We start from the raw sequence: 23,967 nt of genomic DNA, 5'->3' as shown, positions 1-23,967 counted from the left end.
GGTGACGGTACGACTTCCCGACGAGCAGTCGGGCCCCGCGCGGGCCCGGCTGCTCGTCGTCGTCGCGGTGCCGGCCGAGGCCGGGGCCGTGCTGCGCGGCCTCGGCGGCACGGCCCGGCGGGTGCCGCTGCCCGGCGGCGCGCTGGACCGGGTCGCACACCCCTCCGGCGCGACGGTGGACGTGCTGGCCGGCGGGGTCGGCCCGGGCGCCGCCGCGGCGGCCGCCGCCACCGCGCTCACGGCACTCTCCGCGTCCACCGGCGACCGGTACCGCCTGGTGGTCTCCGCCGGGATCGCCGGGGGCTTCGCCCCCCGGGCGCCGATCGGCACCACCGTGGTCGCCGACGCGATCGTCGCCGCCGACCTGGGTGCCGAGACGCCGGAAGGCTTCGCCGACGTCACCGAGCTGGGTTTCGGGACCGTCCGGCACACCCCGGTGCCGGCCACCGCGGCACTGGTCGCCGGGGCGCTGCGGACCGCCGGGGTGCGCACCCTGGCCACCGGCGCCGTGCTGACCGTCTCCACCGTGACCGGCAGCGCCGGGCGCGCCGCCGCCCTGAGCGCCCGCCACCCGGACGCGGTGGCCGAGGCGATGGAGGGCTTCGGGGTCGCCGAGGCCGCCGCCCGGCACGGGGTGCCGGCGTTCGAGCTGCGCACGGTCTCCAATCCGGTGGGCCCGCGCGACCGGACCGCCTGGCGGATCGGCGAGGCCCTCGGCGCACTGGAACGGGCCTTCGCCGCCCTGCCCCTGGCGGCCCTGGCGGCCCCGAACCCGGCCCGGCCGGCCCCGGCGGCGGAGCCGCGGACCGCCGACGGACCGCAGTCCCACCGGGCCGACCCGCCCGGACCGCGCCGAACGCCCAAGGAGGCCGGCCGTGGCTGAACGGCTGAGCATCGCCTACTCGCCCTGCCCCAACGACACCTTCGTCTTCCACGCCTGGTCGCACGGCCTGGTCCCGGGCGCGGACGCCCCCGAGGTCACCTTCGCCGACATCGACGTCACCAACGGCCTGGCCGAGCGCGGCGAGCTGGACGTGCTCAAGGTCAGCTACGCCGCCCTGCCCTGGGTGCTGGACGAGTACACCCTGCTGCCCTGCGGCGGGGCGCTCGGGCGCGGCTGCGGCCCACTGGTGCTCACCCGCCCGGACAGCGGGGACGACCTGAGCGGGAAGACCGTCGCCGTCCCCTCCGAGCGGTCCACCGCCTACCTGCTGTTCCGGCTGTGGGCGGCGAAGGCGGTACCGGGCGGCCTGGGCCGGATCGTGGTGCTGCCGTTCCACGAGATCATGCCCGCGGTGCGGGACGGCCGGGTGGACGCCGGCCTGGTCATCCACGAGGCCCGGTTCACCTACCGGAACTACGGTCTGCGCAGCCTGGCCGACATGGGCGAGGCCTGGGAGCGGGAGACCGGCCTGCCGATCCCGCTCGGCGCCATCATCGCCCGGCGCTCGCTCGGCGCGGAGCGGCTGCGCGCGCTCACCGAGGCGATCCGCGCCTCCGTCCGGCAGGCGTGGGACGCCCCGGAGGCAAGCCGCCGGTACGTGCTGGAGCACGCCCAGGAGATGGACCCGGACGTCGCCGACCAGCACATCGCGCTCTACGTCAACGAGTTCACCGCGGAGCTCAGCGAGGAGGGCCACGCGGCCGTCCGCGCCCTGCTCACCCGGGCCGCCGCGGAGGGCCTGGTCCCCCCGCTCGGCCCGGGCGCGCTGGACTTCTGAGCGAGCGCCCGCCCGGCCGTCACCGGTCGGGCGGTCGGCTCACACGTCGAACTGCTCGGCGACCGCGCGCAGCAGGACGGCGAGCTTCTGCCCGGCCGGCTTGGCCGGGTAGCGGCCGTGCTGGAGCCCGGGCAGCACGGCGTCCATCATCGTGATGAGGTCCTGGACCAGCGCCGCCATGTCGTCCGGGCTCTTGCGCTGGGCGGCGGCCACCGAGGGCAGCGCCTCCAGCAGCTGGACCTGCATCGCCTGGTCGCCGCGGTGTCCGGCGACCACGCCGAACTCGACCCGCTGCCCCGGCTTCAGCGACGTGATTCCGGCGGGCAGCGCCTTGGTGTGGACGAAGACATCGCCGCCGTCGTCGCGCGACAGGAAGCCGAAGCCCTTCGTCTCGTTGAACCACTTGACCTGGCCGGTGGGCATCTCGAACAGTCCTCGATGTGGGTATGAGGGATCCCGGCCCTGGCCGGGGATCACTGGGTGGTGGGAGAGCGGGCCGACCCCGGGGACGCGCCCTGCGGGGCGCGCACGATCAGCACACTGTAAGGAGCAGACTAACGGTCCGTCACTGTCTCATCCGCGTTCCGCGAAAGTTCCGTACGGAGCCCCGGCGGCCACACGCGACCCGGAACCGGCATGACCCGGGCGCGACTCGACGCAGTCCACTGGCTCACACCTCCGGTCGGAGAGAACGGGGCGCACTGATCGCACCCCTCGGCACAGCCTGCATACCCCCGCCCAGCAGGGATCAAAACGCCCAGCGCCCGGAAAACTGCGCAACGTGACGGGACCGCTCGCCCGCGAAGCGGTTGCGGAGCCGGCCCGGCGGTACCGCGGCGACCCGCGTCCCGGCCGGCTCTGCGAGACTGGGACGGCCGCCGGACCCGCCGCCGCGGCCGGACCCCGCCGCAGAGGAGCAAGCCCCGTGAGCAGCGCGAGCAGCGTCAGCAGCCAGAGCGCCGACCGAGGCGACGCCTTCGTCAAGGCCGGCACGGTCGTGTTCGGCCTCGGCGCGCTCGCCACCCTGGTGACCTTCGTCCCGCTGTTCCTGCACCTGACGCCGCTGCCGTCGGCCGCCTACTGGCTGAGCATGCTGATGCCGCTCGGCTTCCTGCTCGCCCTGACCGGTCTGCTGCTCTCCGCGCGCGCCCAGCGGCGCCGGGTCCGCGCCGGAGCCTGACGGCGCGCGGCCGCGGGCGTCGGCGGCTGCCTCAGCGGGCGGCCAGGTGCGCGTCGAGCCAGGCCGGGAAGGCGGTGAGGTCGGGCAGTACCGCGTCCGCGCCGGCCGCCAGCAGCTCCTCCGCGCCGTACGGGCCGGTCGCCACGGCCACCGCCACCGCGTCCGCGTGCTTGGCGCCCCGGATGTCGCCGAGGTGGTCGCCGACGTAGACGGTCGCGCCGTGCTCGCGCAGCGCCACGCCCTTGGTCTCCGCCCACAGGTCGCCGACCAGCGCGTCCGCGCGCAGACCCGCGTGCTCCAGGTGGAGCCGGGCGTTCGGTTCGTACTTGCCGGTGATGACCGCGACCCGGCCGCCGTGCGCGCGGACCGCTTCCAGCGCGGCGTGCGCGCCCGGCAGGGCGACCGTCGGCGCGAAGGCGTGGTCCCGGTAGAGCGTGCGGTAGCGGTGGGCGACCGCGTCCAGCTCCTCCGCCGGGAACCAGTTGCGCAGCTCGTCGAGGAGCGGCGGCCCGAGCCGGGTGACCACCAGGTCGGCGTCGATGGCGGTACCGGTCTCGGCGGACAGCGCCAGATAGGTGGCCCGGATCCCGGGACGGGTGTCGAGCAGCGTCATGTCGAGGTCGAAACCCACGGTCAGCGGGGCGTCCGAGGTCACAGGCATGCCGCCAGGCTATCCAACCGGCCCGGTCGGGCCGGTGCCGGGCGGGAGCGGGCCGGGGGGATTTGCCCAGGCTTCGACGCGGAACTTAGGTTTGCCTGAGCTATCTGCGAGAGAGAGCCATGACCGACACCACCGCACCCGGAAGAGCCCGGCTGCTGCGCCGCCGAATACTGTGGCTCGCCGCCGCGCTGGCCCTGCTGGCCGGCGCCGTGCTGCTGAGCCTGGCGGTCGGCAGCCGCACCGTCCCGTTCGGCGACACCGTCGACGCCCTGCTGCACGGCGGGGACAGCACCAACGCCGTGGTGGTCCGCGAGCTGCGGCTGCCGCGCACGGTCGTCGGCCTCGCGGTGGGCGCGGCGCTCGGCCTCGCCGGCACCGTCATGCAGGGCATCACCCGCAACCCGATCGCCGACCCCGGCATCCTCGGCGTCAGTCAGGGCGCGGCGGCCGGCGTGGTGGTGGCGATCTCCGTGTTCGGGATCTCCACGCTCACCGGGTACGTCTGGTTCGGCTTCGCCGGCGCGGTGCTCGCCACCGCGCTGGTGTACGGGCTCGCCGGACGCGGCCGGGGCGGCACCGCACCGGTCAAGCTGGCGCTGGCCGGCGCGGCGATCTCCGCGTTCATCGCCTCCCTCAACACCCTGGTGCTCACCACCGACGCGGCCGCCATGGACCAGTTCCGGTTCTGGCACGTCGGCTCGCTCTCCGGACGGGACGCGGACGTCGCCCGGCAGCTGCTGCCGTTCCTGGCCGTCGGCACGGTGCTGGTCCTGTCCGTGGCACGCGGGCTGGACGCGCTGGCGCTCGGCGACGACACCGCCAAGGGCCTCGGCGCGCGGACCGGTCCGGTCCGCGCGGTCGGCGCGCTCGGAGCCACCGTGCTGACCGGGTCGGCGGTCGCGGCGGCCGGGCCGGTCGCCTTCGTCGGCCTGGCCGTGCCGCACGCCGCACGCGCGGTGGCCGGGGCGGACCACCGCTGGGTGCTGGCCCTCTCGGCCGTGCTCGGCCCCGCGCTGCTGCTGCTCGCCGACACCCTCGGCCGGGTGCTGTTCCCGCCCTCCGAGGTGCCGGCCGGGGTGATGACCGCCCTGGTCGGCGTCCCGGTGCTGGTCGCGCTGGTCCGGCGGCGGAAGGTGGTGGCGGCATGAGCACCGTCGCCCTGCGCGGCTACACCGTGCTGCGGGCCGGGCCGGCCTCCTTCCTGCTGCACCGGCGCTCGGCGTTCGCCACGCTCGGCCTGCTGCTCGCGCTGGCCGCCACCGTCGTCGCCTCGCTCTGCCTGGGCGAGTCCACCGTGGCGCCCGGCGAGGTGCTGAAGGTGGTGTTCGGGCAGCCGAGCCCGCACGAGCTGGTGGTCGGCGAGTTCCGGCTGCCCCGGGTGGTGGTCGGCCTGCTGGCCGGCACGGCGCTCGGGCTGGCCGGGGCGCTGGTCCAGACCGTCGCCCGCAATCCGCTGGCCAGCCCGGACGTGGTCGGCGTCTCCTGGGGCGCCACCGCCACCGTGGTCGGCCTGCTGGCCTACGGCGTGGTCGGCTCCACCGGCCAGGTGCCGTACGCGGCCGTCGCGGGCGGACTGGCGGCCGGTCTGCTGGTGTACCTGCTGGCCTGGCGGCGCGGGCTGCACGCCCAGCGCTTCGTGCTGATCGGCATCGGCGTCTCCGTCGCGCTCTCCTCCCTGACCTCGCTGTTCCTGACCAAGGGCGACGGCTTCCAGGCGCAGGCCGCCAAGGTGTGGATGACCGGCAGCCTGAACGGCTCCGGGTACGACCAGGCCGGCTGGCTCGCCTGGGTGCTGCTGGCCACCACCCCGGTGGCGCTGTGGGCGGCGCGGGCCCAGCGCTCGATCTCCTTCGACGACGCCACCGCCGTCGGCCTGGGGCTGCGGCTGGACCGGATCCGGCTCGGCATGGCCCTGCTCGGCGTGGTGCTCGCCTCCTGCGCGGCGGGCGCGGCCGGGCCGGTGGACTTCGTCGCGCTGATGGCCCCGCAGATCGCCGTGCGGCTGGCCCGGTCGGCGCAGATCCCGCTGTTCTGCTCGGCCCTCACCGGCGCGCTGGTCGTGGTGCTCGCCGACCTGCTGGCCCGCCGGCTGCTGGCACCCGTCGAACTGCCGGTCGGTGTGGTGACCGGCCTGGTCGGCGCGCCGTACCTGATGTGGCTGCTGATCCGCTCCCGCCGTGGAGGTTCCTGAGTCGTGGAGGTCCCGATGCTGCCCGACACCGAGTCGGCCGATCCCGTGAAGCGGGTCTCCCACCGCCTGGAGGCGCGGGACCTGACGCTCGCCTACGAGTCCCGCACCGTCGCCGAGGGGCTCGACCTGCGGATCCCGGACGGCCGGGTGACCGTGATCGTCGGCCCGAACGCCTGCGGCAAGTCCACCCTGCTGCGCGCGCTGGGGCGCCTGCTGAAGCCGGTCCGCGGCGCGGTGCTGCTGGACGGCGAGGAGCTGGCCCGCGTCCCCACCAAGCGGATCGCCCGGCGGCTCGGGCTGCTGCCGCAGTCGCCGTCCGCCCCCGAGGGCATCGCGGTCGCCGACCTGGTGTCGCGCGGCCGCCAGCCGCACCAGAGCTGGTGGCAGCAGTGGTCCGCGGAGGACGAGGCCGCGGTCGCCGAGGCGCTGGAGCGCACCTCCACCGCGGAGCTGGCCGAACGCGGCGTGGACGAGCTGTCCGGCGGGCAGCGGCAGCGGGTCTGGATCGCCATGGCGCTCGCCCAGGGCACCGACATCCTGCTGCTGGACGAGCCGACCACCTTCCTGGACATCGCGCACCAGGTGGAGGTGCTGGACCTGGTCCGCCGGCTGAACGCGGAACGCGGCCGGACGGTCGTCGCGGTGCTGCACGACCTCAACCAGGCGGCCCGGTACGCCGACCACCTGGTGGCGATGAAGGACGGGCGGATCGTCGCCCAGGGCCCGCCGGCCGAGGTGGTCACGGCGGAGCTGGTGCGCGAGGTGTTCGGGCTGGAGTCGGTGGTGGTGCCGGACCCGGTGACCGGCACTCCGCTGGTGGTGCCGGGCGCGCCATGGGCGGCCACCGTGGACGCATAGCGACGTTTTACGCACCAATTCGGACATAATCGACGCGCTGCCGTGTCCTTCCGCCCGTCTGCGCTGTCCGAGCCGCCCGAGGTGCCGATGTCCCCGATCACCCGCCGCACCCTGCTGACCGCGCTGCTCGGCGGGCTCGGGGGCAGCGCGCTCAGCGGCTGCACCGAGCGGTCCGCCGCACCCCCGCCGATGGACCTCGCGGCCGTCGCCGAGACCCCCTCCCCCACCCCGCCGCCGAGCGTCACCGTGGCCACCGTCACCGGCCCGGTCACCGTGCCCGGGGCGCCCGCGCGGGTCGTCGTCCTGGACACCGCCGAACTGGACTCCGCGCTCACCCTCGGCATCACCCCGGTCGGCGCGGCCCGGACGGCGACCGACGCGGCACTCCCCGACTACTGGCCCGCCTCCCGGCTCGCCCCGATCGCGTACGTCGGGCCGATCGGCGCCCCGGACCTCGCCGCCGTCCGCGCGCTGCGGCCCGACCTCATCCTGTCCAACCAGGCCCGGGACGGCGGCCGCTACGACGAGCTGCGGGCGATCGCGCCGACCGTCCTCACCGCCACCACCGGCGCCACCTGGAAGGCCGATCTGCAGACCCACGCCGAGGCGCTCGGCCGGCAGGACGCCGCGGCGGCGTTCATGGCCTCGTACCAGCGGCACGTCAACCAGGTGACCACCGCGCTCGCGAACGCCAGGGCGGGCGGCCGGAAGGTCAGCCTGGTCCGCTTCGTCGAGGGCGGCGGGATCCGGCTCCACGCCCGGCAGACCTTCCCCGGCTCCGTCCTCGCCGATGCCGGCGTCCCCCGGCCCGACTCCCAGAACGTCGACCGGCCCGACCTCGAACTCCCGCCGGACCAGCTCGCCAGGGCCGACGGCGACCTGCTCCTGTACGCCGGCTACGGCGACCCGGAGCGCAACGGCCTCACCGCGACCCTCGCGAGTCCCGGCTGGCAGGCCCTGGAGGCCGTCCGGGCCCACCGCGCCTTCCCCGTCGACGACCAGCTGTGGTTCCAGGGCATCGGCTGCACCGGCGCCAACTACCTCCTCGACGAGCTCCAGCGCTTCCTCGGCGCCTGATCCGCCCGCCCGACCCGTCCGGCCCACGGGGCACGCCCGCCGTCCTCCGGGCGCGGGTCAGTCGTCCCGGTCGGCGGTGGCGTTGAGCGAGGTGATGAGGGACGAGAGCCGGGAGTTCCAGTTCTGGTAGGTCTGGCCCTCGATCGCGTGCCGCTTGGCGAGGTCGCGGACGGTGCGCTGGGCGCTCTTCAGCTTGTTCGCGGCGTCGTCGGGGTGACCCTCGTTGAGCCGGGCGGTGGCCTCGTCGAGGGTGCGCAGCAGCTCGATCTGGCGGGCCCGGTCCTTCTCCACCTGGGTCTGCGCGATGCTCTGGCGAAGGGCGTTGATCTGCACCAGCGGGGCCTGGTTGTGCGGCGGCTGGGTGGTCGGCACGGCCGGGGGCGGCGCGGACGGGGTGGTGGCCGTCGGGGCCGGGACCGGAGCCTGCGTCGGCGTGGGCGTGGGCGTGGGCGTGGCGGCCGGGGTGACCGGCGCGGTCGCGGTGGGCCTGGCGGACGGCGCGGTCGCGTCGGGCGTGGACGGGTCGTCGAAGGCGGTGAGGGCGAGCATCGCCGCCCCGGCCGCACCGGCCAGGCCCAGGGCCCCGAACACGATCGGCCGGCGGCGGCTCTCCCGTACCGGCTCGGCCTGCGGGAACGGGTCGGCGGCCGGGATCGGCGCCATCACCGAGGTGGGCGCCGGCGGCGCCGGCTGCGGCGGCAGCAGGGTGGTGTGCCGCTGGTCGGCCGGCGGCGGCGCGGTCTGCGGGAAGGCCGCGGCGAGCAGCTCGGTGGTCGGGTCGGAGGGCACCAGCCCCGGGACGCAGGCCAGCAGTTCGGCCCGCGCGGCGGCCGCGTCGGCGGGGCGGTCGGCCGGCTGCTTGGCGAGCAGCCGCAGCACCGCCGCGTCCAGGGCGGGCGGCAGGCCGGGCCGCCGGACGGAGGGCGGCAGCGGCAGCTCACCGACGTGCTTGTAGGCGATGCCCACCGGGGTCTCGGCCGCGAACGGCGGTGCGCCGGTGAGCATCTCGGTGAGCACGCAGCCGACCGCGTACAGGTCGGTGCGGCCGTCCAGCGCGCTCGCGGTGGCCTGTTCCGGCGACAGATAGGCGGCGGTGCCGAGCACCGAGGCGGTCTGGGTGAGGTTGTGCGAGGAGCCCGCGCGGGCGATGCCGAAGTCCACCACCTTCACTCCGCCGTCGTGGGTGATCATGATGTTGCCGGGCTTGATGTCCCGGTGCACCAGACCCGCCGCGTGCGCGTGGGCCAGCCCCTCGCAGACCGCCGCCGCGATCCCGACCGCCTGCTCGACCGGCAGCCCCGGGCGCTGCGCCAGCAGCACGGCCAGCGACCGGCCCTGCACCAGCTCCATCACGATGTACGGCGAGCCCTGGTCCAGGCCGGAGTCGAAGACCATGGCGATCCTCGGGTGGACCAGCATCGCGGCGTGCTGCGCCTCGCGGCCGAAACGCTCGGCGAACCTCGGGTCGTCGGCGAGCCCCCCGTTGAGGACCTTGACGGCCACCTGGCGGCCCAGCACGTGGTCCACCCCGCGCCAGACGGTGGCCATGCCGCCGACGCCGAGTATCTCGACGAGTTCGTAGCGCCCGTTCAGCGCGCGTCCGATCACCTGGCACCGCTCCCCTCGGAGGCCCTGTCCGGGGTCCCGGACCGCCTCGTGCACGTGTGCACGATAGCCCCCGGGGGCGACCGGCCGGTCCGCCGACGGCCCGCCGCGGGAAGGGGTGGCGGCCGGGGAACCGGGCAGCGGATCCCCGACCGCCGGCTCGTGGTCGTGCCCGGTGGAGGGTCACGATCGGTGCGGTGCGGCAGGTCGAGCGGGTGCCGGCCCGCCCTGACTGCGGGCGGGCGGGCCGGCGGGGGTCCGGACCGTCCGGACCGGGGGCGCGTTCCGGGGTGCGCCGGCCGGTCCGGGCGGACCGGCCGGGTGGACGGTGGGCACGGGGGGGCCGACCGTCCGCCCGGGGTCCGGGTGGAGCGGGTACTGCGGTGGAGCGGGCACTGCGGTGGAGCGGTCACTGCGGTGGTGCGGTCACTGCGGTGGTGCGGGGTGGAGCGGTCCGGATGAACGACGGGCCCGGGGGGATTCGCCCGCCGCTCATCCGGAGTTCTGGGTCACCTCCGGTTGCCCGGGGTGCTGTCGGGTCGTGCCGTGCGGTCCGCTCCCGGCCCTCCGGGCGGGTCCGCCGCGGGTGGGACGGTGGCGGTCCTGGGTGTGCGGCCGTTGCCGCCGTCACCGTTGCCGCCGCCGTTGCCGCCGGCCGTGTTGCCCGTGCTGCCCGGACCGAAACCCGGACCGACGCCACCGGCCACGGCCGCGGAGCCGCCGTCCTTGTTCCTGCCGCCCTGGCTGTCGCCGCCCTGACCGGTGCCGCCCTGGCTGTCACCGCCCTGGCCGTCACCACCCGGGCCGGAGCCGCCGCCGGATCTTCCCGAGCCCGAGCCGGAACCGGAGCCCGGTCGGGTGGCCCCGGAGCCGGAGCCCTGGCCGGAGGTGTCCTGGTGGTCGTCGTCGCCCGGGCGCAGGAGCGCCCGCGCGCAGTACTCCGCCACCTTGTCCGGCCCGCCGGCCGCCGCGACCAGCACGCCGAACTGCGGGTCGGCGACCAGCAGCCTCGGGCGTTCGCCCTTGCCCGCCCGGTCGGCGAACGCCTTGCACAAGGCGGCATGGGCAACGGGGGCCGAGGAGCCCCGGCCCTCCTCCGGGGTGCGGGCGGGCGGCTCCTTGGCCCGCTTCTCCGGCCCGGACGGATCGACCGCGGTCGGATCCGCGGCGGCCGGACCGCCCGAGGCGGTGGCGGGCCGGGACGGACCGGCGGACGACGCGCCGCCGCTCGCGCCGGCGGTCGGGCCGGGGGTCGACGGCGGGTTCGCCGGCCGGGCGGCCGGTGCCTCGGACCTGCCCGTCGGGCCCGCCGACGCGGCGGAGCTGTCCGGGGCGACCACGCCCCGGTGCGGCTGGTCCGAACCGCCGCCCAGGGGGACCGGCAGATTGCCCGTGCCGGCCGCGACCGCGACCCCGCCCAGCGCCGTGGCACCGAGCACGACGGCAGCGGCCTTCGTACTGAAGGCCCTGGTCAGCGTGGCGGTGGCCATCGAACGTCTCCGGACGGGTGCGGGTGCGGCGGGTACTGCTGCGGCGGACGCGAGACGAGCCTCCCGGAACGCGGCCAGGGCCGCCTCCTCCCCGGCCAGTTCGCCCCCCGTCGCCGGCGCCGCGGCGGCGGCGAGCACACGGGCGACCCGGTCTCCCGGTCCGGCCTCGGACCGGGGGGACCCCGTGCGCCCGGTGCTGCCGTCCGGGCCGGTGAGCGAGGCTTCCTGCCCGGCCGGCGGGCCGCCCACGGCACCGGCGAGCAGCTGCTCGGCGGTGTCACGGTCGATCCGACGTGGTCGGTTGGTGCTCATCTCATGTCCTTCAGCGTCGCGGCCCGGCGTTCTGTCACACCCTGGGGAGAACTTTTTCTCGCGGATCTTCCACGGCCCTGCCGCACGGTCCCGCTGCCCGCCGGACCGTTGTCGGGGACCGACCGCGAGGCCGGGATCCCGGCACCGGCCGCACCACCGCCCCCACCCGTCGGGAAGGACTGCTCCAGCAGTTCGGCGAGCCGCTTCAGCCCCCGGTGCGCGGCCATCCGGACACTGCCGGAGCGCTTGCCGAGCACCTGGGCGGCGCTGTTCGCGTCCAGCTCCATCACCACCCGCAGCAGCACCGCCTCGGCCTGGTCCCGGGGCAGCCGGGAGATCAGCGCCAGCGCGTCCGAGGTCCCGACGGAGGCGAGCGCCGCCCCGGCCGTGTCGTCCCCGCCGGCCAGCTCGGCGAGGTGGTCGAACGGCAGGTCCGCGACCGGACGGCGGCGCCGGGCCCGCAGGTGGTCCAGGGCCCGGTTGCGGGCGACCGTGGCGGCCCAGCCGCGGAAGCCGTCGCCGTCCCCGGCGAAGGTGCCCAGGTCGCGGGCGATCTGGAGCCAGGCCTCGGAGGCGATGTCCTCGGCGTCCTGGGCGTCCTCGGGCCGGCCGCCGACCAGCACCCGCAGGTAGCGGAGCAGACCCGGCTGCACGCTGCGGAAGAGGAGCCGGAAGGCCTCCTCGTCCCCGCGCTGGGCGGCCCGGACGGCCTCGGTCAGATCGACGGGGGCGGGGGCCTCGCGCGCGGGCGGGCCGGGGGGCGGGCCTGACGTCGTGACCGGTCCGGACCGGCCGACGGGGCTGTCGGTGCCCGCTCCGGGGCGTTCTGCACTCTGCACCCGCCACATCATGCGCCATCCGGGCGAACGCCCCGGCCCGGTGGACCCGACCGTTACCCGCTCCGGCACCGGCCCGGTCGGCGGGCGGCACCGGGGCGGGGAGCCGACGGCGCGGGGCGGTCGGCGGGCGGCACCGGCGCGGCGTGCGGGCGGCACCGCGCCCGGCGGCGCGCGCCCGCCGGGCCCTTGGGCGGCCCGGGCGCGGGGCGAAGGTCCCGGGGCCTGCTGGCCTTCGCCCACGGCCGCGCGGACACCGCCCGCCTACGTTGGAGGTGAACGACCCGTTCCGGCCGCCGCCGCCCGCGCCCCGCCCCTCCCGGGCCCCGGGTGCCGCCGAGAACTGCCTGCTCCGACCCCCAGGAACCGTCATGACCACCGCCCGCGAGTTCCACGAACGCGGCCTGCGCGACCACCTCGCGCCCGCGCTCCGGCTCCTGGGCCTCACCGGCGGGCGGCGGACCTTCGCCCTCCCCGACCCGACCCACTGGGCCATGGTCGGCGTGGTCGAACGGCAGGCCGGTGACCGGGTCCGCTACACCTTCGACCTGAGCCTGGTCCGCCGCGCCGACTGGTCCGCCGCGGCCCTCCCCGGACCGCGCCCGGACCCGCGCGCCGTCTACGGCATCGAGTCCTGGCGGTCCCGGATCGGCGAGCTGCTGCCGGTGCGGGAGGACGTCTGGTGGGAGGTTCTGCCCGGGCCGCGCTGGCAGGTCGCGCTGGACGACTCGGTGGCCGCCGTCCGCCACTACGGGCTGCCCGAGCTGCGCCGCCGGATCGACCGGGAGCGCGACGGCGGCACCGGCGAGACCTATCTGTCCGCCGCCGAACTGGAGCAGGTCAACACGATGCTGCTGGCCGTCCCGGTGGCCCGGATCCAGCGTGCGGAGCTGGTCGGCACGGCGCTGGTGCTGACCGGTGCCTGGACCCGGGCGGACACGGCCGCGCGCACGGTGCTGCGCGGCGTCGCCCAGGGGTTCCTGTCGGCCGAGGACGAGCGCTTCACCGCCGTGCACTGCGCGGACACCCTGGGCCGGGCACTCTGGGAGTTCGAGCGCGACTGACTGGACGTCAGGCCGACACAAGGTCAACTCGGCCACCGGACAGAGGAGTCGGCAGCACAGCGGCACCGTCACGGCGCGCGCCGTGACAACTGTCATGCGGATCCCGCAACGGACGGCACTGCTGGGCAACGGGCCCCGATCGGAACACTGGAGGCACGACGGAGCGGGCAACGGCCCGCCGACCGAGCAGCCAGTCCGGGGAGGACCCACCATGAGCCAGATCACCGCCACCAGCGCCGCCGGCGCCGCCGCGACCGGTACCGCCAAGGCTCCGCAGCCGCTCGTCAAGGCCCTCCGCCCGCTCGCCGTCGACATCGCCGGCCCGCTCGCCGCCTACTACCTCCTCCACTCCGGCCTCGGGGCGAGCGAGTTCGCCGCCCTCGCCTGGAGCAGCGTGTTCCCGGTCGCCCGGACCGTCCTGGGCCTGGTCAAGGACCGGACGCTGAACCGCTTCGCCGCCCTGATGCTCGGGGTGAACCTGGTCGGCCTGCTGCTCACCGCCGTCAGCGGCGACGCCCGGCTGATGCTCGCCAAGGAGGCCGTGCTCAGCGGCTTCACGGCCCTGGCGATCCTGGGCTCCGCGCCGACCGCGCGACCGCTGATGTCCGCCGCGCTGCGACCCTTCCTCACCAAGGGCGAGACCGCCAGGGAGGCCGCCTGGGACCGGCTCGCCGCCGGCTCGCGGCCGTTCCGGCGCTACGAGCGGCTGTTCTCCGTGGTCTGGGGCTCCGCGCTGCTCGCCGAGTGCGTGGCCCGGGTGGTTGGGGCCTTCACCCTGCCGGTGGCGACCATGGCGTGGCTGTCCACGGTGCTGCTGGTCGGCGCGATCGCCGCGGGGTCGCTGCTCGGCCAGGCCGCCGCGCAGCCGATGGAGAAGCTGGTCCGCACCGAGGCCGCCGCCGCCTGAGCGGCGCCCGGACGCCGACCCGCCACGGTCGGACCGCTGCCCGGCCACGATCGGTCCACGGTCGGACCACTGCCCGGCCACAGTCGGACCACTGCCTGACCGCTGTCGGACCGTCACGCTCTGATCATCGGACGATCCGAGGAACCATCCCGCCCCACCGGTAGTCCACATCACGAGGGGGTAACGGGACCCCCTCGCCGAGGAAAACGGGGACCTGATGAACCGGGCAGAAGCGCGCACCACCGCCACCGAGGACCGCACGCTCGTCTGGGACGGCTGCCTCAACGTCCGCGACCTGGGCGGACTGCCCACCACCGGCGGCGCCCGCACCACCCGCCGCGCGATCGCCCGGGCCGACAACCTCGACCGCCTCACCGCCGAGGGCTGGGACGCCCTGCTCGACCACGGCGTGCGCACCGTCGTCGACCTGCGCAACATCGAGGAGTACAAGCCGCTCCTCCCGCTCCCCGGGGACGTCGAACTGGTCCGGGTCCCGCTGGACGAGCTCGCCGGCCCCGACTGGTGGCAGACCTACGGCCGGCTCGACGGCACGCCGCTCGCCCTGCGCCCCTATCTGGACCACTGCCCGCACGCCGCCGCCGAGTTGATCGCGACGATCGCCGGCGCCCGCCCCGGCGGACTGGTCGTGCACTGCGGCGCCGGCCGGGACCGGACCGGCCTCGCCGCGCTGCTGCTGCTCGCCCTCGCCGAGGTCGAGCCCGCCGAGATCGTCGCCGACTACCTGCTGAGCGCCCCCAATGTCCGCCCCCTCTACGGCATGCTCGGCCTCCCGGACCAGTACCGGCGGATCGACGCCGTCCTCGCCGAGGCCGGCACCACCGCCGAAGCCGCCGTGCACGCCGCCCTCGCCGGCCTCGACCCGGTCGCCCGACTGACGGCCGCCGGCGTCTCCGCCGCCGACCTCGCCGCCGTCCGCGGCCGGCTGCTGACCCCCTGATACTCCAACTCGCCCAATCGTCAACCGATGGTTGACGATGCGGCATCGACAACCTACGGTTGACGGCATGGAGAATCCGATCGTTCCCAAGAGCACTCCGCTGCGCCTCGACGACCTGATCGACGCGATCAAGAAGCTCCACCCGGACGCGCTCGACCAGCTCTCGGACGCCGTCATCGCGGCCGACCACCTCGGCGAACTCGCGGACCACCTGATCGGCCACTTCGTCGACCAGGCCCGCCGCTCCGGCGCCTCCTGGACCGACATCGGCCACAGCATGGGCGTCAGCAAGCAGGCCGCCCAGAAGCGCTTCGTGCCCAAGGACCCGGCCACACCCAACGACCTCGACCCCAGCCAGGGCTTCGGCCGGTTCACCGACCGGGCCCGGCACGTGGTGATGGCCTCCCAGGAGGAGGCCCGCCGGGCCGGGAACGCCGAGATCGGGGCCGAGCACCTGCTGCTCGGCCTGCTGGTCGAGCCCGACGGCCTGGCCGCGCGGGCGCTCGTCGACCAGGGCGTCACCCCGGAGGCACTGCGCACCGCCGCGACGGCGGTGCTGCCCGCCCCGGCCGCCGAGGTGCCGGCGCTGATCCCGTACGACGCCCGGGGCAAGAAGGCGCTGGAACTGACCTTCCGGGAGGCGCTGAAGCTCGGTCACAACTACGTCGGCACCGAACACATCCTGCTCGCGCTGCTGGAGCTGGAGAACGGCGCCGGAGTGCTGGACGACCTCGGTGTGCGGAAGGAGGGGATCGAGCGGTTCGTCGTCGAGATCCTCGCCGCGTTCCTCCAGCCGGACGGCGACGGCACCGCCACCGGCACCGAGCAGGGCTGACCGGGACCGTTCCGGGGGCCGCGGGACGGGCGCGCCCCCGGGACACCGGTCGCGGTCAGAAGCCCGACACGTGGGTGGTGACGATCCGCACCCCGCCGTCGGCCTTCGCCTCCAGCGCCGCACGGAGCCGCAACGAGCGTGCCGGGCCGAGGAGTTCGAGCGCCTCGTGGTCCTCGACCCAGCGGTGGTCGTCGAGCTCTCCGGCCGGGACGGTCACGGGGGTGCCGTCCGGGACGCTGCCGAAGTCGAACAGGAAGTGCCCGGCCGGATGGTCGAGTTCGCCCGAGGGGTGGGTCCAGGAGACGGCCAGCAGTTCACCGGCCTCGCGCACGATGCCGGTCTCCTCCAGCAGTTCCCTGGCCGCGCACTCGGCCGGCCCCTCCCCGAGGTCGATCGTCCCGCCCGGGAACTGCCAGTGCTCCCGGTAGCCGGCCTTCACCAGCAGGATCCGCCCGGACGCGTCGCGCAGGACGCACCCCGCGGCCGCGTAGATCCGCGGCAACGAGGCCAACCACTCTTCACGGGACTTCAACGGCTCGACCGGCACGGCGGGCCCTCCTCGGGCTCGGGGACGATGTGCGCCCCACTCTGCCAGCCGGGGCCGGCCGGCCTCAGCGACGGGCCGCGAGGTGCTCGACCAGCCGGTCGAAGCTGGAGTTGTGGCCGGCCTCCGCCTCCGGGCCCAGGTACATCGCCGGGACGTTCTCCTGCTCCATCCGCACCTCGGTCCGGCCGCCGCCGAGGTCGGTGAGGGTGATCCGGCCGGTGAGGCCGACACCCTCCTCCAGGAACTCCAGCAGCTCGCCCTCGCGGACCGCGGTGAACCGGCCGCGCACCGGGTAGCGGTCGCCGGTGGCCTCCAGCACCATCGTGCTGTCGAAACGCCCGCCCACCTCCGGCTCGATGGTCACGGTCTCCAGCGGGACACTGGTGCCGACCGGGCCCCAGAAGCGGACGAACTGCTCCGGCTCGACATACGCGCGGAACACCTCGGCGGGGGTGGCGGGCAGCTCGCGGACGACGGACAGGGTGCCGAGGTTCTCGGTCATGGTGGCGGTTCCCTCTGTTCGGTGCGCGCGGCCCGGTGCCGCGCTTTCGGAGGGGTAGACCGGGCGGCCGGCGGAAACTCATCGCTCCCCGGCGAAGTTCTTCCGGAGGACTTTCCCGAGAACTTTCCGGCGGGCCGATGAGCCCCGGGCGCCGGAGCGGTCTCCCCTGGGTGAAGACCGAGACCCGGACATCCGCCGCCCCTCCGTTGATCTGCGACCTGGGCGCACTGGCCGCCCCCGACCTCGCCGTGGTCGACGCCCTGGCCCGGCTGCGGCGCGCCGCGGCCCGGCACGGCGTGCGGCTCGTCCTGCGCAACGCCAACGGCCCGCTGCGCGAACTGCTCGCGTTCAGCGGGCTGGCCGCCGTGCTCCTCGCCGAACCGGACGAGGAGGACGGCGAGGGCCCCGGGCTACTCCCCGGCCTCCAGCCGAGGGGGCAGACCGAACAGCGGGAAGAGCACCTCGGTGTCGAGGAAGTTGGTGACCCCGGTGATCCGGCCCGCTGACACCTCCAGCACGATCAGCGACCACGGCTCGTGCCCGCCCGCCGGGCTCGGCCGGTACTGCCCGAACGCCTGGCTGCCGTTGGCCACCACCGGCACCAGCCGGGAGCCCCGGCAGCCGCTCCCGGGGCCGAGCATCCACTCCCGGATGTCCGCGTGCCCGGTCAGCCAGAGCGCGAACGGCGGCATGTTGAGCGTGACGTCCTCGTGCAGCAGCGCCGCCAGACCGTCCATGTCGTACGCCTCGAACGCGGCGACGTACCGGGCCAGCAGGGCCCGGTGGTCCTCGTCCAGGGTCGGGGCCGGGCGGGTCGCGGCGGGGTCGGCGGCGAGCGCGGCCCGGGCCCGCTGCAGCGCGCTGTTCACCGAGGCGACGGTGACACCGAGCAGTTCGGCGACCTCGTTGGCCCGCCAGCCGAGCACCTCCCGCAGGATCAGCACCGCCCGCTGCCGGGGCGCCAGTCGCTGGAGCGCGGCGACGAAGGCCAGCCGCACCGACTCGCGCTGCGCCGCCACCTCCGCCGGGTCGGCCGTCTCGGCCAGCACCCGGCCGTCCGGCGCCGGGCCGAGCCAGGCGATCTCGGGCAGTCGGGCGTCGGTCGCGGTGGCCACGGTGGACGGGCCGGCCAGATCCATCGGCCGGGCCCGGGCGTTGCGGCCGTTCAGCGCGTCCAGACAGACGTTGGTGGCGATCCGGTAGAGCCAGGAGCGCAACGCGGCCCGGCCCTCGAAGCCGCGGTGCCCGCGCCAGGCCCGGACCATGGTGTCCTGCACGGCGTCCTCGGCCTCGAACACCGAGCCGAGCATGCGGTAGCAGTACCCGGTCAGCTCCGTCCGGTACCGCTCCAGCTGGAGCTCGACCGGCTCCTCCGTCATCAGCTCGGCCATCGCCCTCGCCCCCCGCTCGCCCGCCGACCTCGATCACCCCGAACGTACCGCAGGCCACCGACAGCGCCACCGGCAGCGCCGCCCCGCGCCCCGGCCGGCCCTGACCGCACGTCAGGCAGGGGGCCGGGGCGCACCGGCGGTTCAGTGCGCGCTGTGCTTCTCGGCCCCGCGGTGGCGATGGCCCTTGAGTTCGGCGTGGTGCGCGGGCACGGAGTGCGGGACGGCGGACGCGGAGTCCCGGCCGCCGTGCCGGAAGGCGGCGCTCGCGGTTCCGGCGGCGGCCCGCGCGGTGCCGGCCGGACGGGGCGGGAGCGCGATCGGCATCGTGGCCATCCCCCGGCGCTCCAGCAGCTCCTGGGTGCCGCGGCGGAGCTTGTGCGGGCTTCCCGCTGTTTGCCTGGTCATCGTCGGCTCCCTTCGGCGGCCGCCGGCCGGACAGGTGCCGACCGAGGACCGTACGGGCGTTATGTCCAGATCTGCCAGGAGTTACACCTCGACCCACGGGCACCCGGACGTCAACCCGGCCGGAACGCCGGCCGGGCCGTCACCCCATGAGCTCGTGGACGTAGCACCAGCGCCAGTCCTCCCCCTGCTCGTAGGAGCGGATCACCGGATGGGAACTGTTGTGGAAGTGCGCGGTGGCATGCCGCTGCGGCGAGAAGTCGCAGCAGCCGATGCGGCCGCAGTCCAGGCAGAGCCGCAGGTGCACCCAGTCCCGGCGCCCCTGCGCCAGGCAGTCGGCGCAGCCGTCCACGGGTGGCAGGGGCGCGAGGTCCCGGGGTGCGGCGGCGAGGTCTTCGCAGGCGCTCATGGGACGCAGGGTAGTGACGGCGGGCCCGCCCCGCGCCCCGAGACACGCTGCCGGGGGCTCGTGGGAGCATGCCGTCCGTGGCGGATGTGGCGGGGAACGCGACGAACGGCAGGACCGGCGGCACGGTCGAGGGCACGGACGACAGCACGGGGGGCGGCAGGTCGGGCAGCGCGGCGGACGGCGCGGTGAGCGGGACGGCGGACGGCGCGGCGGGCGGCCCGTCCGGCGGGGCCCCGCCCCCGCCCGGCCCCCCGGGCATAGCCGCCACCGGCCGGCTCCGGCAGCCGGCCGCGCTGATCCGGCTGCTCGCGGGCCTCTGCGCGATCGCCCTGACGCTGCTGTCCGCCGACTACGCCCGCGCCACCACCAACGGCCTCGCCGAGGACGTCGGCGGCGCCGCCGCCCTGGTCCCGCACCCGCTGGGCGGCGTCGCCACCGGCCTCACCACGGCCGCCGTACTGCTCCTGCCCGGCTGCTCGGCCGCCCGCCGACTGCTCGCCCCCGGGACGGACCGGCGGCACGTCCTCCAGCAGCTCGCGGACGGCGTGCTGGCCGCCGTCCTGGCGTACGGCGTCACGCTCCTCCTCGCGCTGTGGATCGACGGCCCCGCGCCGTTCTCCCTGGTCTCCGCGCTGACCCGGCCGCTGCCCGGCGCCCCGCTCGCCCACACCGAGCCGGTCTACGGCTACCTGGCCCCCGTCCTGGCCTTCCTCACCGCCTCCGCGTCCCGCGAACGCCGGGTGCCGTGGACCGTCCTCACCCTGTCCGCACTGGCCGGCATCGCCGCCGGGGCGGCCACCCCGACCGCGCTGCTGCTCGGCGTGCTGATCGGCTGGACGGCCGCCCACGGCACCCGCTGGGCCGTCGGCACCCCGGACCCCCGGCCCCGGCGCGGACAGCTGCTGCACAGCCTGCGCGAGGCCGGCCTGCACCCGGTCTCCGTCACCCCGGACGGCCCCGACCGCTATCTGGTCCGCCAGCACGGCGACCGCCCCGACCTGGACGTCCAGCTGCTCGACCGGCAGGCGGTCACCGCCGCCCTGGTGCAGCGGGTCTGGCGCCGGCTGCGACTGCGCACCGCCCCGCACCCGCGCGCCCTGCGCTCCCTGCGCACCGGCCTGGAGCACGAGGCCCTGGTCTCCTACGCGGCCGTCGCCGCCGGGGTCCGCACCCGCCCGGTCGCCGCGACCGCCGAACTCGGCCGGGACGCCGCGCTGGTCGCCTACCTGAGGCTGCCCGGCCGCACCCTGGACGAGCTGGCCGACGAGGAGGTCACCGACGCGCTGCTCGCCGACGTCTGGGGCCAGCTGGCGCTGCTCCAGCGGCGCGCCATCGCGCACCGCGCGCTGGTGCCCGCCGCGCTGCTGGTCGACCCGGCGGGGGCGGTGCACCTGGTGGGCCTCGCGGACGGGGACATCGCGGCCGGGGAGCTGGTGCTGCTCAGCGACGTCGCCCAGCTGCTCACCACGCTCGCGCTGCGCACCGGGGCCGAGCGCTCGGTGCGCGCGGCGGTGTCGGTGCTCGGCCCGGACGCGGTCGCCGCCGCCCTCCCGCTGCTCCAGCCCATCGCGCTGGCCCGCGGCACCCGGGCGGCGCTCAAGCAGGCCGCCCGGCGCGATGCCGCGACGGCCGCGCCCCGGGTGCCCCCGCAGCGCACCGGTCTGGAGGCACCCGCCGCCGACCCCGCGCCCGCGGCGGACCCGGCCCCCGCCACCGGCCCCGACCTGCTGGACCGGATCCGCGCCGAGGTGCTCCGCGGCCGCCCGCAGGCGCCGGTCCGGCCGGTCCGGCTGGAGCGGCTGCGGCCCCGCACCCTGCTCGCCGTCGTCGGCGGCGTGGCGGCCGGATGGCTGCTGCTGCCGCAGCTGTTCGCCACCGAGCAGAACCCGATCGCGACCATCGCCGACGCCGACCCGTTCTGGCTCGCCCTCGCCGTCCTGGCCGCGGCCGCCGGTCATGTCGCGGGGGCGATGGGCTTCGTCGGCTTCGTCCCGGAGCGGCTGGACTTCCGCAACGCCGTGCTCGCCCAGCTGGCCGGGTCCTTCGTCAAACTGGTCTCCCCCGGCGGGGTCGGCGGCGTGGCCCTGAACACCCGCTTCCTCCAGCGGGCCGGCATCCCGACCGCGCAGGCGCTGTCCAGCGTCGGCGTGGGCCAGCTGCTCGGCCTGGTCCTGCACCTGCTCCAGCTCGGCGCGTTCGTCTACCTGACCGGGGTCGAGCCCGGCGGCTCCGAACTGGACGCCCTGCCGGCCGTGGCCGGCGGCCTCGCGGCGGCGGGCGCCCTGCTCGCCGCGGTGTCCGCGGTGCCGCCGGCCAGGCGCTGGCTGGCCGCCCGGCTGCGCCCGCTGACCGCCGAGGTGCTGCCCCGGCTGGTCGAGCTGCTGCGCAACCCGGGGCGGCTGGCGGTCGGCTTCACCGGGCAGCTGCTGGTGTCGCTGACCCTGATCGCCTGTCTGTACTGCTGCGCCCGCGCGGTCGGGCGGGAACCGTCCTTCGCCTCGGTCGGGGTGGTGTTCCTGATCGGCAACGCGGCCGGGAACGCCGCCCCCACCCCCGGCGGGGCGGGCTTCGTGGACACCGCGCTGGCGAGCCTCCTGCAGGTGTACACGGACGGCGGCGGGGCGCTGGCCGCCGTCGCGCTCTTCCGGCTGCTCACCTTCGTCCTGCCGGTGCTCCCCGGCTGGGCGGCGTTCACCTGGCTCCAGCGCCGCGGGGCGCTGTAGCCGCCCTCGTTCCCGGGGCCGGTCCGCCGACTACTCGCGGTACTCGTCCTCGTCCAGCGGGACGGTCCGGCTCTGCTCGGCGACGTCCGCGACCTCGGTGGCCGGGTCCGCTCCGAGTGCGCGGCGCTCGGCCAGCTCGTCGTACTCGTCCTCCGCCGCCCCGTTCTCCGGCTCCACGGCCTCGTCGACCTCGTCCAGGTAGTCCTCGTGGTTCTGCGGCATGGTGTCCGTCCTCGTTCCTCGAAGGTTCCTCGGAGGCTTCCCCCGGCCCGTCGGTCCCGCTCGGCGGGGTACTCGCAGTATCCGTCCGCCACCGGTCGGACGCGACGCGCCACCGGCGCCCCGGCGTGTTGCCCGCCCGGGGAATTGACCCGGGGGAACGGTCCCGGAATGCACCCCGCCCGGGGTGCATCCCGTTCCTAGGCTCGTACCCATGACGAACACCACCACCCCCCTTCCCGCCGCCCGGCTCGACTTCGCCCGCACCGCCCCCAAGGTGTTCCGGGCGATGATCGCCCTGGACGCCGCCGCCCGCGAGGGCCTCGACCCGGCGCTGGTCGAGCTGGTGCAGGTCCGCTCCTCCCAGCTCAACGGCTGCGCCTACTGCCTGGACATGCACGTCAAGGACGCCCGCAAGGCCGGCGAGAGCGACGAGCGGATCTATCTGCTCCCGGTCTGGCGCGAGGCCCCCGAGGGCGTCTACAGCGAGCGCGAACGGGCCGCCCTCGCGCTCGCCGAGCAGATCACCCGCATCGGCGACGGCGTCTCCGACGCGGTGTACGAGCGGGCCGCCGAACTCTTCCCCGAGCCGGAGCTGGCCCGACTGATCTCGCTCTGCTTCACCATCAACGCCTGGAACCGGATCAACGTGGCCACCCGCAAGACCCCCGGGACGGCCTGACCCCGGGACGCCCCGACCCCCGGGACAGCCCGCCCCCACCGCGCGGGACACGGTCCCGGCCGGGCACCGGGGTACGATCGGAGCCGTACCAGCAGGGCTTACCCACACCTCCCGGTGGCCCCGAGGCCCTTACGAACGACGGGGAAACGCATGTCCGGCTCGCACTACTTCTCCGGTGCACCCGAGGTCGCCAGCGAGCGCCGGCCGATCACGGTCACCCTGCCGGACCTCACCCTGGAACTCAGCACCGACGCGGGCGTCTTCTCCCGCAACCGGCTGGACCCGGGCACCCGGATCCTGCTGGAGCAGGCGCCGCCGCCCCGGGTGCGCGGCCCGATCCTGGACATCGGCTGCGGCTACGGCCCGATCGCGCTGACCTGGGCGAGCCGCCGCAAGCGGCTCCCGGTCTGGGCGGTGGACGTCAACGGCCGCGCGCTGGACCTGGTCCGGGACAACGCCGGGTCGCTGGGGCTCGGCAACGTGCACGCCGCGCTGCCGGAGGAGGTCCCGGCCGAACTGCGGTTCGCGGCGATCTACTCCAACCCGCCGATCCGGATCGGCAAGACGGCGCTGCGGCGGCTGCTGGAGCAGTGGCTGGACCGGCTCACCCCGGACGGCTCGGCCTTCCTGGTGGTGCAGAAGCACCTCGGCTCGGACTCGCTGCAGAAGTGGCTGAACGAGCACGGCTGGCCGACCACCCGGCTGACCTCGGTCAACGGGTTCCGGATTCTGGAAGCGCGGCCCCGCCCGACGGCGGGCGAGGGCCCCGAGAGTGGACGAGGGACGACGTCGTGAAGCAGCTCCGCGGGACCGAACTGAAGCGGCTGCACCGCTCCTGGCGGCGTGGCAACGAGTTCCGGCTCGCGATGATCCTGGAGAACCTCCAGTCGCCGTTCAACGTCGGCTCGGTGGTCCGGACCGGCGCCGCGATGGGCGCGGAGAAGCTCTACCTCACCGGTGACACCCCGTCGGTGCGCTCGTCCGGCGCGCAGAAGGCCGCGATGGGCACCGACAAGTACCTGAAGGTGGAGCACTTCCCCACCGTCGCCGAGGCGGTGGCGGCGGCGAAGGCCGACGGCTTCAAGGTGGTCGGCCTCGAACTGGCCGACGAGGCGGTGCCGATGTTCGCCGCCGAGCTGACCCCGGCCGTCGCCTTCGTGCTGGGCCACGAGGACCGGGGGATCACCCCGGACGCGCTCGCCCTCTGCGACCAGGTGGTGTTCGTGCCCCAGCTGGGCCGGGTCGGCTCGCTGAACGTCTCCGCCGCCGCCACGGTGGCCTGCTACGAGGCGCGCCGCCAGGGGTACGCGATCAGCGGCACCCCGGACGGTTCGGACGCCGGCGGCTTCGACATCGACCTCGACGACGAGTGATCCGCCGCCGGCGGGAGGGGCGCA

General features: G+C 75.8%; 27 protein-coding genes. 16 read left to right on the top strand and 11 right to left on the bottom strand.

The window, feature by feature from the left end:
• Position 1 precedes the first annotated feature (1 nt).
• Positions 2-883 carry a futalosine hydrolase gene (locus ACIPYS_RS12655; RefSeq protein ID WP_400745762.1) on the top strand — a complete coding sequence of 294 codons (882 nt, stop codon included), beginning with the start codon at positions 2-4 and terminating at the stop codon, positions 881-883.
• A complete protein-coding gene (locus tag ACIPYS_RS12650) occupies positions 876-1,721 on the top strand; it encodes a 1,4-dihydroxy-6-naphthoate synthase (RefSeq protein WP_400745761.1) in 846 nt (281 codons plus the stop codon). Before ACIPYS_RS12655 ends, ACIPYS_RS12650 begins: the two co-directional genes overlap by 8 nt.
• 39 nt (positions 1,722-1,760) lie before the next feature.
• Here ACIPYS_RS12650 and ACIPYS_RS12645 read toward each other — a convergent pair whose 3' ends face one another.
• Positions 1,761-2,144 carry a cold-shock protein gene (locus ACIPYS_RS12645; RefSeq protein WP_030393600.1) on the bottom strand — a complete coding sequence of 128 codons (384 nt, stop codon included), beginning with the start codon at positions 2,142-2,144 and terminating at the stop codon, positions 1,761-1,763.
• 502 nt (positions 2,145-2,646) lie between these two features.
• On the opposite strand from ACIPYS_RS12645, the gene ACIPYS_RS12640 reads away from it, so the two are divergent.
• Positions 2,647-2,901 carry a hypothetical protein gene (locus ACIPYS_RS12640; protein ID WP_093860904.1) on the top strand — a complete coding sequence of 85 codons (255 nt, stop codon included), beginning with the start codon at positions 2,647-2,649 and terminating at the stop codon, positions 2,899-2,901.
• Between the two features lie 31 nt (positions 2,902-2,932).
• Here ACIPYS_RS12640 and ACIPYS_RS12635 read toward each other — a convergent pair whose 3' ends face one another.
• Positions 2,933-3,562 carry an HAD family hydrolase gene (locus tag ACIPYS_RS12635; RefSeq protein WP_093860905.1) on the bottom strand — a complete coding sequence of 210 codons (630 nt, stop codon included), beginning with the start codon at positions 3,560-3,562 and terminating at the stop codon, positions 2,933-2,935.
• 119 nt (positions 3,563-3,681) lie between these two features.
• On the opposite strand from ACIPYS_RS12635, the gene ACIPYS_RS12630 reads away from it, so the two are divergent.
• From ACIPYS_RS12630 to ACIPYS_RS12615, 4 genes are all read left to right on the top strand, one after another.
• On the top strand, positions 3,682-4,710 hold the full coding sequence (locus tag ACIPYS_RS12630; protein WP_093860906.1) for an iron ABC transporter permease: 1,029 nt from the start codon (positions 3,682-3,684) through the stop codon (positions 4,708-4,710).
• On the top strand, positions 4,707-5,753 hold the full coding sequence (locus ACIPYS_RS12625; protein ID WP_400745757.1) for a FecCD family ABC transporter permease: 1,047 nt from the start codon (positions 4,707-4,709) through the stop codon (positions 5,751-5,753). The genes ACIPYS_RS12630 and ACIPYS_RS12625 overlap by 4 nt, the downstream gene beginning before the upstream one ends.
• A gap of 15 nt (positions 5,754-5,768) precedes the next feature.
• Entirely contained in the window at positions 5,769-6,611 is an 843-nt protein-coding gene (locus ACIPYS_RS12620) for an ABC transporter ATP-binding protein (RefSeq protein ID WP_173862073.1), read from the top strand.
• Positions 6,612-6,698: 87 nt separating this feature from the next.
• Positions 6,699-7,688 carry an ABC transporter substrate-binding protein gene (locus tag ACIPYS_RS12615; RefSeq protein WP_400745754.1) on the top strand — a complete coding sequence of 330 codons (990 nt, stop codon included), beginning with the start codon at positions 6,699-6,701 and terminating at the stop codon, positions 7,686-7,688.
• A 57-nt stretch (positions 7,689-7,745) separates the two neighbouring features.
• On the opposite strand, the gene ACIPYS_RS12610 is transcribed toward ACIPYS_RS12615, so the two are convergent.
• The 3 genes from ACIPYS_RS12610 to ACIPYS_RS12600 form a co-directional block, all read right to left on the bottom strand.
• Positions 7,746-9,296, bottom strand: coding sequence for a protein kinase (locus tag ACIPYS_RS12610; RefSeq protein ID WP_400745752.1), 1,551 nt, complete (start codon positions 9,294-9,296; stop codon positions 7,746-7,748).
• 506 nt (positions 9,297-9,802) lie between these two features.
• Positions 9,803-11,095, bottom strand: a complete 1,293-nt coding sequence (locus tag ACIPYS_RS12605; protein ID WP_400745750.1) for a hypothetical protein — start codon at positions 11,093-11,095, stop codon at positions 9,803-9,805.
• Positions 11,092-11,943, bottom strand: coding sequence for an RNA polymerase sigma factor (locus tag ACIPYS_RS12600; protein ID WP_231978789.1), 852 nt, complete (start codon positions 11,941-11,943; stop codon positions 11,092-11,094). Before ACIPYS_RS12600 ends, ACIPYS_RS12605 begins: the two co-directional genes overlap by 4 nt.
• Positions 11,944-12,302: 359 nt before the next feature.
• Here ACIPYS_RS12600 and ACIPYS_RS12595 point away from each other — a divergent pair, with 359 nt between their 5' ends.
• The 4 genes from ACIPYS_RS12595 (at position 12,303) to ACIPYS_RS12580 (ending at position 15,695) form a co-directional block, all read left to right on the top strand.
• The gene (locus ACIPYS_RS12595) at positions 12,303-12,995 is read left to right on the top strand and encodes a hypothetical protein (RefSeq protein WP_400745748.1); all 693 of its coding nucleotides are present in this window, start codon (positions 12,303-12,305) and stop codon (positions 12,993-12,995) included.
• Between the two features lie 211 nt (positions 12,996-13,206).
• Positions 13,207-13,902 carry a VC0807 family protein gene (locus ACIPYS_RS12590; RefSeq protein WP_400745746.1) on the top strand — a complete coding sequence of 232 codons (696 nt, stop codon included), beginning with the start codon at positions 13,207-13,209 and terminating at the stop codon, positions 13,900-13,902.
• A 217-nt stretch (positions 13,903-14,119) separates the two neighbouring features.
• On the top strand, positions 14,120-14,860 hold the full coding sequence (locus ACIPYS_RS12585) for a tyrosine-protein phosphatase (RefSeq protein ID WP_400745744.1): 741 nt from the start codon (positions 14,120-14,122) through the stop codon (positions 14,858-14,860).
• A gap of 67 nt (positions 14,861-14,927) precedes the next feature.
• The gene (locus ACIPYS_RS12580) at positions 14,928-15,695 is read left to right on the top strand and encodes a Clp protease N-terminal domain-containing protein (protein WP_400745742.1); all 768 of its coding nucleotides are present in this window, start codon (positions 14,928-14,930) and stop codon (positions 15,693-15,695) included.
• Positions 15,696-15,750: 55 nt separating this feature from the next.
• On the opposite strand, the gene ACIPYS_RS12575 is transcribed toward ACIPYS_RS12580, so the two are convergent.
• Together ACIPYS_RS12575 and ACIPYS_RS12570 are read right to left on the bottom strand one after the other, a co-directional pair.
• Positions 15,751-16,242 (bottom strand): NUDIX hydrolase, encoded by a 492-nt coding sequence (locus ACIPYS_RS12575; RefSeq protein WP_159424920.1) that lies wholly within the window; start codon positions 16,240-16,242, stop codon positions 15,751-15,753.
• Between the two features lie 64 nt (positions 16,243-16,306).
• Positions 16,307-16,744, bottom strand: coding sequence for an SRPBCC domain-containing protein (locus ACIPYS_RS12570; RefSeq protein WP_400745740.1), 438 nt, complete (start codon positions 16,742-16,744; stop codon positions 16,307-16,309).
• A 170-nt stretch (positions 16,745-16,914) separates the two neighbouring features.
• On the opposite strand from ACIPYS_RS12570, the gene ACIPYS_RS12565 reads away from it, so the two are divergent.
• Positions 16,915-17,250, top strand: coding sequence for an STAS domain-containing protein (locus tag ACIPYS_RS12565; protein WP_400745738.1), 336 nt, complete (start codon positions 16,915-16,917; stop codon positions 17,248-17,250).
• On the opposite strand, the gene ACIPYS_RS12560 is transcribed toward ACIPYS_RS12565, so the two are convergent.
• The 3 genes from ACIPYS_RS12560 to ACIPYS_RS12550 form a co-directional block, all read right to left on the bottom strand.
• The gene (locus ACIPYS_RS12560; protein ID WP_093860919.1) at positions 17,155-18,135 is read right to left on the bottom strand and encodes a sigma-70 family RNA polymerase sigma factor; all 981 of its coding nucleotides are present in this window, start codon (positions 18,133-18,135) and stop codon (positions 17,155-17,157) included. The genes ACIPYS_RS12565 and ACIPYS_RS12560 overlap by 96 nt on opposite strands.
• A gap of 141 nt (positions 18,136-18,276) precedes the next feature.
• Complete coding sequence (locus ACIPYS_RS12555) at positions 18,277-18,540, bottom strand: hypothetical protein (protein ID WP_400745736.1); 264 nt, start codon at positions 18,538-18,540, stop codon at positions 18,277-18,279.
• Between the two features lie 139 nt (positions 18,541-18,679).
• Positions 18,680-18,946, bottom strand: a complete 267-nt coding sequence (locus tag ACIPYS_RS12550) for a UBP-type zinc finger domain-containing protein (protein ID WP_093860921.1) — start codon at positions 18,944-18,946, stop codon at positions 18,680-18,682.
• A gap of 77 nt (positions 18,947-19,023) precedes the next feature.
• Here ACIPYS_RS12550 and ACIPYS_RS12545 point away from each other — a divergent pair, with 77 nt between their 5' ends.
• Entirely contained in the window at positions 19,024-21,669 is a 2,646-nt protein-coding gene (locus ACIPYS_RS12545; protein WP_400745734.1) for a lysylphosphatidylglycerol synthase domain-containing protein, read from the top strand.
• Between the two features lie 30 nt (positions 21,670-21,699).
• On the opposite strand, the gene ACIPYS_RS12540 is transcribed toward ACIPYS_RS12545, so the two are convergent.
• Positions 21,700-21,891, bottom strand: a complete 192-nt coding sequence (locus tag ACIPYS_RS12540) for a hypothetical protein (protein ID WP_093860923.1) — start codon at positions 21,889-21,891, stop codon at positions 21,700-21,702.
• 211 nt (positions 21,892-22,102) lie between these two features.
• Between ACIPYS_RS12540 and ACIPYS_RS12535 the strand changes: the two genes are divergently transcribed.
• The 3 genes from ACIPYS_RS12535 to ACIPYS_RS12525 all read left to right on the top strand — a co-directional run bounded on the left by ACIPYS_RS12535 (position 22,103) and on the right by ACIPYS_RS12525 (position 23,943).
• Entirely contained in the window at positions 22,103-22,570 is a 468-nt protein-coding gene (locus ACIPYS_RS12535) for a carboxymuconolactone decarboxylase family protein (RefSeq protein ID WP_093860924.1), read from the top strand.
• A gap of 150 nt (positions 22,571-22,720) precedes the next feature.
• The gene (locus tag ACIPYS_RS12530) at positions 22,721-23,365 is read left to right on the top strand and encodes a class I SAM-dependent methyltransferase (RefSeq protein WP_093860925.1); all 645 of its coding nucleotides are present in this window, start codon (positions 22,721-22,723) and stop codon (positions 23,363-23,365) included.
• A complete protein-coding gene (locus ACIPYS_RS12525; protein WP_093860926.1) occupies positions 23,362-23,943 on the top strand; it encodes a TrmH family RNA methyltransferase in 582 nt (193 codons plus the stop codon). The genes ACIPYS_RS12530 and ACIPYS_RS12525 overlap by 4 nt, the downstream gene beginning before the upstream one ends.
• Positions 23,944-23,967: the final 24 nt, after the last annotated feature.

The sequence above is a fragment of the Kitasatospora sp. NPDC089913 genome, from assembly GCF_044748625.1.
In the GTDB taxonomy this organism is placed as follows: Bacteria; Actinomycetota; Actinomycetes; order Streptomycetales; family Streptomycetaceae; genus Kitasatospora.
Note: the sequence above shows the minus strand (reverse complement) of the source record. Positions and strands in the feature narration are given on the sequence as shown.

Coding starts and splice junctions, on each gene's coding strand:
- ACIPYS_RS12645 (WP_030393600.1), bottom strand. CDS start 2,144: ATGCCCACCGGCCAGGTCAAGTGGTTCAACGAGACGAAGGGCTTCGGC.
- ACIPYS_RS12635 (WP_093860905.1), bottom strand. CDS start 3,562: ATGCCTGTGACCTCGGACGCCCCGCTGACCGTGGGTTTCGACCTCGAC.
- ACIPYS_RS12630 (WP_093860906.1), top strand. CDS start 3,682: ATGACCGACACCACCGCACCCGGAAGAGCCCGGCTGCTGCGCCGCCGA.
- ACIPYS_RS12625 (WP_400745757.1), top strand. CDS start 4,707: ATGAGCACCGTCGCCCTGCGCGGCTACACCGTGCTGCGGGCCGGGCCG.
- ACIPYS_RS12620 (WP_173862073.1), top strand. CDS start 5,769: ATGCTGCCCGACACCGAGTCGGCCGATCCCGTGAAGCGGGTCTCCCAC.
- ACIPYS_RS12615 (WP_400745754.1), top strand. CDS start 6,699: ATGTCCCCGATCACCCGCCGCACCCTGCTGACCGCGCTGCTCGGCGGG.
- ACIPYS_RS12605 (WP_400745750.1), bottom strand. CDS start 11,095: ATGAGCACCAACCGACCACGTCGGATCGACCGTGACACCGCCGAGCAG.
- ACIPYS_RS12600 (WP_231978789.1), bottom strand. CDS start 11,943: ATGTGGCGGGTGCAGAGTGCAGAACGCCCCGGAGCGGGCACCGACAGC.
- ACIPYS_RS12595 (WP_400745748.1), top strand. CDS start 12,303: ATGACCACCGCCCGCGAGTTCCACGAACGCGGCCTGCGCGACCACCTC.
- ACIPYS_RS12590 (WP_400745746.1), top strand. CDS start 13,207: ATGAGCCAGATCACCGCCACCAGCGCCGCCGGCGCCGCCGCGACCGGT.
- ACIPYS_RS12585 (WP_400745744.1), top strand. CDS start 14,120: ATGAACCGGGCAGAAGCGCGCACCACCGCCACCGAGGACCGCACGCTC.
- ACIPYS_RS12580 (WP_400745742.1), top strand. CDS start 14,928: ATGGAGAATCCGATCGTTCCCAAGAGCACTCCGCTGCGCCTCGACGAC.
- ACIPYS_RS12570 (WP_400745740.1), bottom strand. CDS start 16,744: ATGACCGAGAACCTCGGCACCCTGTCCGTCGTCCGCGAGCTGCCCGCC.
- ACIPYS_RS12560 (WP_093860919.1), bottom strand. CDS start 18,135: ATGGCCGAGCTGATGACGGAGGAGCCGGTCGAGCTCCAGCTGGAGCGG.
- ACIPYS_RS12555 (WP_400745736.1), bottom strand. CDS start 18,540: ATGACCAGGCAAACAGCGGGAAGCCCGCACAAGCTCCGCCGCGGCACC.
- ACIPYS_RS12550 (WP_093860921.1), bottom strand. CDS start 18,946: ATGAGCGCCTGCGAAGACCTCGCCGCCGCACCCCGGGACCTCGCGCCC.
- ACIPYS_RS12540 (WP_093860923.1), bottom strand. CDS start 21,891: ATGCCGCAGAACCACGAGGACTACCTGGACGAGGTCGACGAGGCCGTG.
- ACIPYS_RS12535 (WP_093860924.1), top strand. CDS start 22,103: ATGACGAACACCACCACCCCCCTTCCCGCCGCCCGGCTCGACTTCGCC.
- ACIPYS_RS12530 (WP_093860925.1), top strand. CDS start 22,721: ATGTCCGGCTCGCACTACTTCTCCGGTGCACCCGAGGTCGCCAGCGAG.